This window comes from [Leptolyngbya] sp. PCC 7376, assembly GCF_000316605.1.
In the GTDB taxonomy this organism is placed as follows: domain Bacteria; phylum Cyanobacteriota; class Cyanobacteriia; order Cyanobacteriales; family MRBY01; genus MRBY01.
In genome coordinates this window covers 4,193,088-4,206,166 of sequence record NC_019683.1, presented here as the reverse complement: position 1 = coordinate 4,206,166, position 13,079 = coordinate 4,193,088, and the positions used below count along the sequence as shown (strand labels likewise).

Genomic DNA, 13,079 nt, shown 5'->3' with positions numbered 1-13,079 from the left:
TGAGGTTCTAATCAAGCTGAAGAGAGGGTTTCTTAGGCTGATGACAGTAGGCAATGAGACCGCAAAGCAAGTTGACACAAAAGTTCGCTGGACTGCGATGGCGAGAGTGTTCAATCTGAGAAATATTCTTCAGTTGGTCAATGACGGTCTCAATTAAAGCTCGCTTACGAGCCAAAACTTTGTCACGCCAAAGCATCAGGTGATTCTTCATATTGCGACGAGGCTTAGCTAGAAGCCTCACATCATATTCTTCTTGTAAATACTGTGCCAGAGCTTGAGAGACGTAACTTTTATCGGCAAAGACTTTTCCCGATAACCCTTTCAAAAGCTCCACTACCGGCTTTCTATCATTGGTGTTGCCAGGCGTGATTTTAACATTGAGTAATTCGCCATGGTCATTGATAACCAGATGTAGTTTGAAGCCAAAGAACCAACCCACAGAGGTTTTACCTCGAGCGGCATGACCATCAAAAACGCGATGTGGAGAGATGCGGCGATTGTGACAAACCTTGATACTGGTGGCATCAATGAAACTAATACCTGTGCATTGTGCTGTAGGTAGACACATAGAGGTACTAACGTCGAAGGCATCCACTCCACAAAACGTTGGTCACTCACGGCTCTGGGAAAGGCTCCTCGCCAGTGATGACGCACATTGATGAGATAGAAATACTTGAAGTGACGATAGTGAGATTGATGAAATGCAATCAATATCGTCATTATCTCGCTGAGACTAAGGCTTCTAGGGCGACGTCGCCGCCGTTGTTTCGAGGCCAGTAATTGTTGTTGCCATTGAGGTTCAAAGACTTGGCAGAAATCATCAATGGAACAAAACAAAGGTTCTAGACTGGTCATGGGAGAAAGTGGTGGATTGCTTATTAACGTGAGTTCTGGATAAGGAAATGAGACTCTAATTGAGTTAGAGAGAAGGTTTCTTAGGCTGATGACAATAGGCAATCAAGCCACACAGCAAATTGACGCAGAAGTTCGCTGGACTACGATGTCTAGAGTGCTCAATCTGAGAAATGTTCTTCAGTTGGTCAATCACGGTTTCAATCAAAGCTCGTTTACGAGCGATGAATGTATCTTGCCAGAGCATCAAGTGATTCTTCATATTGCGGCGAGGCTTAGCAATTAACATCACATCATGTTCTTCTTTGAGATGTTGTGCCAGAGCTTGGGACACATAGCCCTTATCTCCAAAGACTTTGCTGAATAAATTCCGTAACAGTTCGACGACAGGCTTTCTGTCATCAATATTGCCAGGAGTGATTTGTACATGAAGTAATTCTCCCCGATCATTAATGACCAGATGGAGTTTGAAGCCAAAGAACCACCCAACAGAGGTTTTACCTCTAGCGGCATGACCGTTAAAGACTCGATGTTGGACAATACGGCGATTGTGACAAACTTTGATACTGGTGGCATCAATGAAACTAATGCCTGTGCAATCTCCATAACAGTCACATAAATAGGCACATAGAGGCACTAAGCTGGAGGGCATCCATGCCACAAAGCGTTGATAACTCACTGCTTTGGGAAAGGCTTTTTGCCAATAGTGTCGCACCATCAGGAGATAGAAATGCTTGAAATTACGATAGTGAGATTGATGAAAAGCGATGAGTATCGTCATCACCTCACTCAAGCTTAGGCTTCTAGAACGGTGACGATAACCTTTTGCAAGAGCTAAGTAATTCTTGATGCCACTGAGGTTCAAAGACTGGGCAGAAATCGTCAACGTCACAAAATAAAGCGTCTAAACTAAGCATAGGAGAAAGCTGTGGATTGGTTTCAACTGCCACGATATGAGCTTTCTTCTTTTCTTTCCTTATCCAGAACTCACGTTATCGAAGAAAAATGATGTTTCGTCTTGGATGCCAACTTGGCTACCCAATCCTGACATTTTCTTTCGTTTCAACAAGAGTTCACTACCCTCAATAACTCTTAGGGTTAAGTATCTTAGGCGATCGCCTCCCAACCAACGCCTTCAAAGCGGAAGAATCCAGCGGCAACTTGATTCGCGATAACACTATCTCTTTCGATAATAGAATTGGTGAAGAAATGAGCGCCTGTATTGATATTAGAGAATCTATAAACGTCCGTTGCTAAGCTTGGAATAGAGTCCTCTAAAGCATAAAAGGCTATACCTTCATCTCGAAACACCCCTGCAGCTACTTGATTAGCTTGGACTGCCGCAATTTCATTTGTATCAGAGGTAAAGAAATGCCCATTTGTTTGCTTGTTATAAAAACGACGAACAGCTTTTAATCCATCACTGGGAGCATTACCCGCTAAAAATATTGCACCATTTGTCGCTACTCCTGCTTCTTCCGTGAAAATTCCTGGATTAGCTCGGAAGACAGCAATCTCATTAGGATCTGACGTATACAAATGAGACCCAGCATCTTTGCGGTAGAACCGATAAACTTCTGTTGTCATTCCAGTTAAAGGATCAAACTCTACCGTCGTAGTTGTATCGGCACCTAATGGTGTACTTTCTTCATTGCCGACATTATCTTTAGCGACACTATAAAAACTATAAGTGTTACCGTCCTCTCCGTTGTAGGTTGCTGCTATGTCGGTGGTATCGTCAAGCCAGAGATTGAAGCTACTGCCATTCTCAGAAACGTAAATGTCATAGGATGCAATGCCACTACCACTATCTGTTCCTGACCAGCTCACCTCAAAGTTGCCAGATGTTGTCATTGTAGGTAACGTGTTAACTCCGCTACTCGGAGCATCGATATCAACAATGCTAAAAATTTCTGGTGTTTCCACTAAATCATCGCCATCAAAAATAACGTTAGCTTGTGAATAGAGAATATCTCCAGTCTGTAGATTGCTATCAGTACTGACTGTATATTTGACAACACCTTTCCCCCCATTCTGAGCGTTATTTGGCATCAAGAAAGCAAGGTTAGGATTTGCAGGAAGTTCTCCTGTTGCTGGATCAATGGTTTTAAAGTTCCAGATCGCTTCGCCAGTGGCAGGATTAAAGTCTCCAGAAATATCTAGTAGAAAACCATAATCGGTTGTGAAGTTTATTTGATCATTAAAGGAAATCTCTTCACCATTGGGAACATCGAAAGTAAAGTCACCCCAACCAAAGCTATCTAGTTCAAATGAATCCCAGTCAAAATCAAGATCAAGGTTCTGGGTGATAGTTACTTCCTGAGTCGATGTTGTCGAAACTGCTTCGTTTTCAAAACTAATGCTGTATTGGAAAGTACTGGGGACAGAAATCCAGTTTTCAGAACCATTTAAGCTTCCATCAATGATTGTGAAATTAAATTCATCGCTGATGGTGTCACCTTTGTTATCATCAGCGGTTACTTTGACGGTGATTGTCTCGTCGGAGGTGGGTGTGCCGCTAAAGGTTTGGGTTGAGGGGTCAAAGTCTAACCAGGTAGGTAGAGCGGGGCCGTCTGCTAGGGTTGCTGTATAGATGAGGTTGTCATCGTCTTCATCCTTGAAGGTTTTGCTAAAGAAAGTGAAGTTAAAAAACTCTTCTATTTCAAGGATTTGGTCGGGGATGGTATTGAGCAGAATTGGATCGTTATTCAGCATGATGATAGTAGATACGTCGCTGGATAAAGGAAGCTCTTCGGTATTACCGACGTTATCGGTGGCAACGCTAAAGAAGCTATAGGTTTTGTCGAAGTCTCCGGTATAGCTACTAGATGTATTCGTTGTATCGTCAAGCCAAAGTTCAAAGCCACTATTATCTTCAGAAACGTAGATGTCATAGGTGGCAATGCTGCTGCCAAGGTCTGAGCCTCCCCAAGACACAGTAAATTGTGCGGTGTTTTGGTCTGTATAAATAATGCTATAGCAATTTCTAGTCGAGTGAGGTGCAATAGCAGCAATGTGTAAACCAGCATCGAATATCATCAAGGGTAATCTTGGAAAAAGCTACCTCAATTGCCTTGTCTAGAGCTAGATAAGTTCTTGCCCCGATACTTTTCAAGGTACTTTTCAACTTTGACCAGCAATTTTCAATGGGTGAAAAATCTGGAGAATAGGGAGGAAGGTAAATCAACTTAGCTCCCACGGCCTCAATCATTGTGCGTACTGACTCTCCTAAATGAATCGAACAGTTATCCATCACCACACATGCTCCCGCCCATAAGTTTGGTATTAACTTCTGGCTGATGAATGCTTCAAAGGTTAATCCATCCGTACTCCCCAGCAGATGATAATTAGCGACCATTCCCTTGAAGCCTAATGCTCCAATCAAAGAAACATTCTTGCCTCGTTTACTGGATTTCGGACTATAAGCTCGTTTCCCTTTCTCAGAACGTGCCCTCAGTCTTGTCATGGCTAAGTTCACGCCCGATTCATCGATAAAAATCAAGTTTTTCGCTAGAGTCGCTTGCATTTTCTGCCAAAAATCATATCTGGCTTGTTGCACTCGTTTTGTCGCCTTAAGGTCTGGATAGAATGTTTTTTTTGAGGCTATATCCCATTCTTCTTAAGGTGCGATGCATGGTGCTATTGGCCACACGGAGACCAGTGCGTTTCTCCATCTCATCACATAGTTCCGCTAGCGTCGCATCGTTTTTCTTGGTGAGCAACTGGCGCAATATTGTTTGATGCTCTTCGTTTAATTTGGGAGGTGTTTGTTGGCTTCGTTTTTTCGGAGCAATCGACCCTGTCAGTCGTTTTTGGTCGAGGAGCTTTTGTACAAAACTTTTCGCCACTCCAAATTGTCGGGCAAGACTACTTTGACTCACACCACCCCTTTCGTAGGCATCCACTATTTTCTGTCTTAAGTCTAATGAGTAGGCTTTCGGCAAGATGCTACTTTCTTCCTCACCAGTCAACTCACCTATACTACTTCATACACCTTGCTAGGCTGAAATTTGCTGTATTCCATATAAATAGTTGGCAATTCCTCCTCCGTTTTCAGAAGCTAAATTATTAGAGATAGTAGAATTACTAAGAAAAACTGAACTACGAAGTGGAGGACTGATTGCTTCTCCATAAAAATTAAAAATCCCCCCTCCAGATCCAAAAGCTTTGTTGCCTGAGATCAGCGATTGAGAGATAACTGCATCTCCAAGACTATTGTTAGTAATACCCCCTCCGCCCGGTCTGAGACCCTCTGGACCAGCTTCATTATCAGAGACAACTGAATGACGAAGATCTAGTTCCGCAAGGTTGGCAATTCCCCCACCTACATCACTTGCAGCATTATTAGAAATAGTAGAGTGCGTAATATTTACTTTGCCACGAAAGTTTAAAACCCCAATTCCCCCTCCACCAGAAACCCAGTTCATAATCCCGCCTCCTATACCCCCTCTCAAGCTGTCTCCAGACGCAGAGTTATTAGAGATAACTGAATTGTTGAGATTCACTTCACCACCAGCATTGGCAATTCCCCCCCCATAATTAGCACTATTACCTGAAATGTTGGAGTTGTTAATATTGACTATACTTTTAGGCGTTGTTAGATCTTCTATATTTTCAGGTATTATTCTAATTCCGCCACCACTTGTTACAACTGGATTTCCTTCAGCTCCAGTTTCTCCGCGTGTAATTGTTACATCGTTGATATTAATTGTTGATCTATTATTAATAATATCGATAACTCGTTGATCGCCTTTCCCACTCAAAATAATAGAGGTTTCTACTCCTGTGACTACTTCAATAGGAACTTCATCTACTCCTACGAAGAAAGTTCCATAAGTCAAGTTTGCTGGAGTTGCAGCTTGAAGTGTGACATCTTTATCGATGTTTATAGTTTTCCCCGCAAAAGTTGTAGTTTCTCCTACAGGAGCATGTAAATTAATAGTTGATTTTCCTGCTATATTACCTATCGAATTGATGGCATTATTAATAGAGTTTGAAGGAGGATTTATCTCCGAATTAACTGCATTAAGATTAAAAACTAAATCTCCACCAAGCTCAAAACTTCCAGAATCATGAATAAATCTTCTACCAGTTAGTGTTAGAGAATTCTTACTATTCGGATTTGAAACATTTGAATTGAGTGTGATGTCACCATTGCTAACCGGAAATGAAACAGCAGTACCCGTTACATTACCTGCTCCCTGAGTCGAAACCTCAACATTACTTGAAGCTAAATTAGAGGTGATTGTGCCAGCCAAAGCTGTATCAATCAGAATATCTACTGGGTCTAATAGCCAGGTTCCTGTAATTCCGATTTCTCCTCTGGTATCAATTAGTCCCGTCACATTTATGATCGGTGCTGAAGTCTCAATAAAACCGCCATCAATTGTTCCCGAAGCATCCAAAATCGAAGCACTCGATACTTGAACCGTATCAGCACCTAGAACATAAATATCTCCACCATTGATACCTGAAACATTAATAATGGCATCATCTAGAACAACATCACTTCCCAGAACAGTGACCGTTCCTTCTGCTGAAGTCAATGAGCCACTATGAGAAACTTGATTCCCTTGTAAGGTTAGAGATTGATTAGTCCCAACCGCCAAATTTGCGGCATTAACTATATCACCCTGATAATCTCTGAATGCATTATTGAATAAAGCATTAGGATTGACTGTCAACAACTCATTTTTTGTTGCAGTACTGATACTGACAAAACCATCTTCTGTCAGAATATTGCTTGTTGTTGACGCTGTAAAAGAACCTAATATATCTAAACTTGCATCTGCTCCAAAATAAATTCCATTCGGATTAACTAGAAATAGATTTGGGCTACCATACACCCCAAGCTTACCGAGGATATCTGAGGAATTATTACCTGTTACTCGTGTGAAAATATTGAGCACAGACGCTTCAGGAACGAAATAAACTTCCTCCAATGCTGGAACATTAAACTCTTGAAAACTATGAAAAAGATTGGTTTGTCTGAGTGCACCACCACCAATCTCTTGCCTAGTAGCATCAATGCGATTCACTACGGAACTTTCTAAACCCAAAGTTGCATCTGGTATAAGCTGCGCAGAAATTGAAAGAGGTAGAAGAGAGAGAGAGCAAGAGACGGAGATCGCCCCAGTCGCGAAGATGGTAGAGCTTTTCATAGGAGTTGGCTCAAGAAAAATAAGGCATTTACCAACCAATATAAAAGCTTTATCGGAAACCTTTAATCAACCAAAATAAATATTGATATTGAAGTATTTTCTTGGCTTATAGTCAAAAAAAGTCATGAAGCAATGCATATAGTTCTAGATAACTAAACTGTTTTTATTTTAAAAAATATGATATTAAAAAGTTGTCAAATATGACATTTTATAATCTTCAAGAACTCGCCATAAATTTCTTGAGGAAGTGAAGTGAAGCTTATATGAAATTGTGGCGCAATTAGACTTTCATTTTTTAGGACTTTGGCGTAAATATCACCTTTGATACTATGGGGATTTGCTGGAAAAAAATTGAGTTTTAGATTTGAAAATGGTTCGGGAAGTAATAATTCAAAATTGGATAAGAGTAAATATGCTTCATGCTCAGATAGTTTTTGGATATATGCTAAGTGAGGCTGCTCTTCAATGTCCTTACCTTCAACAAAATAAAAATTAATAGGTATTACTTTGGGTATAGGTCTTAATACTTTGACTTCACGGGGTATAATTCGCTGTGATAAATCGAGATCATATTTTCCTCTAATCCCACCAACTTCATAGATTGTGAGCGTTTTTGTTATTCCTTTAGGCGTGACTTGCTCATAACCAAGAATCATTAGTTGGTCTTGTTCCTTTATACTTTTGTAAGTATTCTCTGAAATGAGGATTTGGCCTCCTAAAGTATAGGATTCTATACGATAAGTCAGATTGACTTGATTACCAACAACACCATATTTTGATCGTTTCTTTGAACCAATATTACCAACTAACACTTCTCCTGTATTTATTCCTATACCCATTTCAAGAGGTCTTAGATTCATTGCTATAATCTTCTCATTAACTTTATCTAAAGCTTGTTGCATAGAAATAGCACAGGCGATCGCCCTTTCCGGATCATCATCACGCTCAATAGGAGCCCCAAATAAAACTAAGATCCCATCTCCCATAAATTCATCAATCGTCCCTGAATATCTAGTAATTACATCAGCCATTTTTCCTAAATATAAATTGAGGACTTCAATAACTTCTTCTGGATCATGACATTCAGAGAAACTAGTAAAACCTCGAAGATCTGAAGTTAGAATTGTAATAGTTCGTCGTTCACCACCCAAATTTAGACCACCAGGTTTATCCAGTAAAGTCTCCACGATTTCGTCACTTAAATATCGCCCAAAGGTATTACGAATTTTTCCTGCTAGTCTTCCAATAAATGCCGTGCTAGAGACAATAGCTAGAGTAAAGCTAGAAAAGGGAGCAACAAAAGGAATCCAAATATTTTCAAGAAAAAGCCAATAGGTTATTCCATACGATGACAATGACAATGGTATAAATAATAATAAAGCCAACCTTCTTTTTGTTGCATAGAGACCAAAGCTTGAGCCTAGAATTGCCCATAAAAACAGCCAACCCCATTCTGAAAATTCATGCCATGTCCGAAATAAAACATCCCCTTTTAATGCTGCATCAATCAATTGACTTGTGACATGAGCATGGATTTCAATACCTGAGAATAAATTTTGATTACTATTAGTATAAGGTGTACTATGCGAGTCGCTAAGACTAGAAGCAAAAGGTCCTAAAATAACAACTTTATTCTCAAGAAAATCCGAGTCTATTCGTTCTTCTAGAATATCTTCTACCGATACGATAGGAAATTTACATTGTTCGACTTTCTCACACGAGTTACCTCGATAATTTATTAAAATTTGGCTGCCATAAATTTTTTTTTGAGCATATCCACCATCATTTTCTTTAAATAAATGAAAAATACTCTCCCCTAATTGATACGAAGATTTGGTATTAGGGACTGCCTTAAGTTGAATATCTTCTTCTTCTAAAAAACGAAAAGCAAGCATCACAGCCAAGCTCATTTTTGGGTTGTTATCATCGCTTTTGACAGAGACAGTAAGAAAATAACGCCTAACTGAGGAATCTCTGTCAGTAATAAAATTAGATATCCCTACCAGTTTCTTTTCTTTAAGAACTACTGGAGGCTCAATATGATGAGGGAACTCATCTAAGTATTCAACGCCAATAATATTATTAGTATTTCTGAAAAAGTCAGCTAAGGTATCATAGCCATCCATTACAGGAATATCTCTATATAAATTTAATCCAATAACCCTTGGATTTTGCTTTTTGATGTTTGTCAAAATCTGAGTTAGTTTAAGATCAGATACTGGCCAACCGTTTAAATATTTTATATCTGATTCTGTGATGCCTACCAGTACTATATTGGGATCAATACTACGTTCAGGTCTTTTCTGAACTAAGTGATCAAAAAAATGTAATTCTGCCAATTCTAAGGCTCCATTAGAGCTGAGAATTATTATAACTAGCGTTGACAGCAAACTATTAACAGCAATAATACGTAAATTTCTGGATTTTAAAAACAAAAATAGTTTTACTATCATAAGACTTTAAAACATAGAGCTTTAAATTAGAATCCAAAATATTTTTAATAGACATGAATATCGGTGACTGGTGCATCGAAAAATATACTATTGAGATGGAGATAACTTTTTTTCTAGATTTTGAATATAGTTTTCCCACTCTTCCAACAAAGTTTCTTGGTTCGAGATAGTGCTATGATCTGGCGAACTTTTTAGATCAATTAGAGCATTAATAGTATCTATCCAAATACCATTTTCCAGATATCCTTGAAGGTTATTTGATATTCCACCATCCGGTATTCGATGAATAACTCCAAAATCTCCTACAATATTTGTGTTTTTTGGTATTTTTGCAATGTCTTCATGAGTCGCGCCACATAGAATTTGGATTTCCCATTGATACTTTTTGTTGACTAGTAATCCTTTATCAGAAGGGATTTGCAAAGAAATCAATCCATTTTCAGACAGTGTATATGGCTTTGTCACAATTTCAGGAAAAACATTAATCCCAATGTTCTCAAAATTAGTAGGCTTATCTATATCAGAAATATTAGAGCTGTTTTCGTTTTCTGCATCTAGAGGTGTGAGGCGTAAATTTACTTGCACAGCTAACTGTTGATTTTCTTGTTGAAGATTCCTGATATAAACCCAAAATGTCGGGTTTTCTTGAATGGTGGAAGTATAACCATGTTCAAGCATGATTGTCTGATAGTGACATTCACCTCGTGAGGCCCCCCCAACACCTCCAATATCTCCTTTTTTAACAGGCTTAGTCGGAGCAAAACCGTATTTTGATAAAAAAATTGAATCCTGGGCATAGCTACTATGTAAGTTATATCCCCAAATGGATATAGTACAGACGAGTCCCATCAATAAACTTTTTGGAATATATGAATTAAACAGGGATATCATAGTTTCAACGGAGATTTCAGATTGTACTAGATAGTAGGCTATTCAAGCTTTGCTACATATTAAGATTGTTCCCACTCTATAGACTAATTGCATTAGAGAATCATTCTAATATTTAAATACCTTAATAATTTCTTCTAATAAAAATCTAAAACCAGTTCCCAATCATTACAAATGGTGCCCAATAATAAGGATGTCGGAAATTAGAATCTTTGAGCAGTTCAAGTTGTGCGTAGCGTAGTGCATCAGATTTATTCAAAGTTGGGTCTTGGAGAGCATCATAAAATATGCCCATAAATTTGGCTGTGGATTGATCATTCACTGACCATAGGGTTGCGACAGTAGTTCGAACACCTGAGCGAACTGATAATCCGGCTAAACCAAGAGCTGCTCTTTTATCGCCTGCAGCAGTTTGACAAGCACTTAGAACCATCATTTCAATAGGAATTCTATCAGGACGATTTCGTTGTTCAAGCAATGTCCTAAGTTCTAAAATCGAAAGTTCTTGATCCCACATTCGCAAAAATGTTCCTTCGGGACTAGAACTAAATTCTCCATGAGTAGCGAGATGAACGATTGGGTAATTCAGATTCTTCACCAATTCACCAAAGGCTTTTTCTGTTAATGCTTCATTTAAGAGTAGTTGCTCTTCGGTACGAGCACTGATTTGCTCAACTTCCTTTGTAACATCAGGGAGGGGAGGACTATTTGGTGTTGATTTACTTATCCCTCCGAGAATGACTTGTTGCAGTTGTTGCGACGATAATTCTGGGGATTGAAGTAGCTTTAAGCCAGGAGTGAGGGCAATCGCATATTTTTCGATGAGATATTTTTCGCCATCATGGAGCGCTGCCATAGGAATATTTCGCAGACTACCATCAAGAACAAAGACTAGGCTGGTGACTTCTTGGTCTTGGAATTCATTTTCAAAAGGCTTTATTAAACTCTGATAAAACAATAAAGAAATTTCTATTCGCTTTTCCGTAGGGTAGGCTCGACTGAGAGAAGCTCGCATCTCTTGGATTACTAATTCAAGTCTTTCTGATTTAACCGAGGTGCTTTTATAGTCGAGCGTGCCGTTGGGGAAGGAAGTGATGACGGCTAGGCGATCGCTAAGAATGATTGGGTAGATAACGGCTGCACCTAATTCATTCTGGTCAATGATTTTATCAATTTCTTCTTCTTGGAATGGGATACATGCATCGCGAAAAAAGTTATCTAGTTCAGCGAGCTGAAGAGCTTCAAGTACAGTCCGAGCTTGAAGCAAATTTTCTTGGGATGGTTTTGCTTGGCCAGCATCTGGAGTGAGGAGTAAGTCAATAAACTCTCGATAAACCGGTTCAATCTCCTCGTTAAAAGAAAATCTAGTGTCAGAGGTAACAGCGATGAGTTCACTCCGAATCTCCTGGAGATTATCAAATGCTCCTTTATAAGCGATAATCGCCTCGATGTTGTTATCTTGTTGACGATATATTTTGCCAAGTTGCCATTGCCATTGATAACGTAAATCTTCTGAGCCAACTGGTAAGATGGCGATCGCTTCGTTAGTCAGTTTTTTGGCTTCTATGAGACGATTTCCTGTGAGATACAGTTTCCCGAGGAGTCCTAGGACATGGGATTTTGAGCGGATATCGCCTAATTGAATCGCTTGCTTATAAGTAGTGGTGAGTTGCTGTTGGATCAGATCGCTATTGGACGTTGGTTCTGAGAAAAGACGACGGACAAAGTTGATACGAGCATAAAGCACGGGACGAGTGGGTGGAAGTACTTTAAGACTTTCCTGGATCTGCTCAATTTGCTCTCGGGTCGTATTAGTCGTAATGTCAATTTCATCTGCTTTATTTTGCAATAACCCAAGGATATTAATCTGAGCTTGCACGCCAAATATGGTGTTTGTGGGAATGTGTTGGTATTGCTCAATTGCTGCAGTGTATTTCTCTTCTGCTAAAACAAATTTTTTCTTAGCCACTTCACCGACTTTTCCATTGTTTGTTGCTTTATATGCTTCTCCCTTACTTTGTTCTATATTTCCGAGTGACTGATAAGCATTGCCTAAATTCAATGCAAGTTCCGGTAAAAGCTCCACATAGTTATTGTTTTTAGCAATCGATTGTGCTTCTTCTAATTTGATGATCGCTTTCTCGTAACGATTGAGGCGGGACTCGATATCTCCAAAAGTTTGTATTGCTTTAACCTTTGTCGCATTATCGGACTGTTGTTTGAGCCATTCATAGTTTAGCTTTATCTGTTTTTCGGCTTGGTGATAATACCCAAGATTTTGTAAGGCTTGAATCTGATTCAGTACAGCAAGGGAGAGAGCATTGTTATCTCCAGCTTGACGATAAATAGCAGCTGTCTTTTTCCATGTTTCTAGAGCCTCAGTATTATTGCCTTGCAGCATACTTATGTATGCATCGACATCGAGGATATGAGCATGTAAATGATTGAATTTATCCTCACCTTCCGCGATTGTGAGGAGAGCTTCGCTTTCTTGTAATGCTTTTTTTGCCTTATCTAATTCGCCAGTTTTGGCATAGTAAAGCGCTGTGTCTCGCCATGTCTGCCAGTCCGCAACAGTCTCTCCGGTATTGGGTTGCTGTTGATCTGAGTTGATATTGATGGCGGATAAGCCATTACTAGTATCTATTGTTGCGGCAATGCTCGGTCGAATTTGAAGTGGGACAAAGCTCAGGAAAGTAAGGAAAAGGAAAAATTGTGGTTTCAT

Annotated in this window: 7 protein-coding genes and 2 pseudogenes; all 9 read right to left on the bottom strand. The window is 39.5% G+C overall.

The window, feature by feature from the left end; genetic code table 11:
- Positions 1–7 precede the first annotated feature (7 nt).
- The 9 genes and pseudogenes from LEPTO7376_RS18910 to LEPTO7376_RS18870 all read right to left on the bottom strand — a co-directional run bounded on the left by LEPTO7376_RS18910 (position 8) and on the right by LEPTO7376_RS18870 (position 13,079).
- A pseudogene (locus LEPTO7376_RS18910) lies at positions 8–855 on the bottom strand (IS982 family transposase).
- Positions 856–919: 64 nt separating this feature from the next.
- Positions 920–1,769 (bottom strand): annotated as a pseudogene (locus tag LEPTO7376_RS18905) (IS982 family transposase).
- 190 nt (positions 1,770–1,959) lie between these two features.
- Entirely contained in the window at positions 1,960–3,891 is a 1,932-nt protein-coding gene (locus LEPTO7376_RS18900; protein ID WP_041764141.1) for a putative Ig domain-containing protein, read from the bottom strand.
- On the bottom strand, positions 3,839–4,411 hold the full coding sequence (locus tag LEPTO7376_RS27910; RefSeq protein WP_041763060.1) for an IS630 family transposase: 573 nt from the start codon (positions 4,409–4,411) through the stop codon (positions 3,839–3,841). Before LEPTO7376_RS27910 ends, LEPTO7376_RS18900 begins: the two co-directional genes overlap by 53 nt.
- Before the next feature lie 13 nt (positions 4,412–4,424).
- Positions 4,425–4,823, bottom strand: coding sequence for a transposase (locus LEPTO7376_RS27905; protein WP_225901096.1), 399 nt, complete (start codon positions 4,821–4,823; stop codon positions 4,425–4,427).
- Between the two features lie 27 nt (positions 4,824–4,850).
- Entirely contained in the window at positions 4,851–7,013 is a 2,163-nt protein-coding gene (locus LEPTO7376_RS23915; RefSeq protein WP_015135691.1) for a filamentous hemagglutinin N-terminal domain-containing protein, read from the bottom strand.
- 194 nt (positions 7,014–7,207) lie between these two features.
- Positions 7,208–9,466 carry a CHASE2 domain-containing protein gene (locus tag LEPTO7376_RS18880; protein ID WP_015135690.1) on the bottom strand — a complete coding sequence of 753 codons (2,259 nt, stop codon included), beginning with the start codon at positions 9,464–9,466 and terminating at the stop codon, positions 7,208–7,210.
- A gap of 87 nt (positions 9,467–9,553) precedes the next feature.
- Entirely contained in the window at positions 9,554–10,315 is a 762-nt protein-coding gene (locus LEPTO7376_RS18875) for a DUF928 domain-containing protein (RefSeq protein ID WP_041764140.1), read from the bottom strand.
- A 187-nt stretch (positions 10,316–10,502) separates the two neighbouring features.
- Positions 10,503–13,079: a CHAT domain-containing protein gene (locus LEPTO7376_RS18870; protein ID WP_015135688.1), complete on the bottom strand. Its 2,577-nt coding sequence runs from the start codon at positions 13,077–13,079 to the stop codon at positions 10,503–10,505.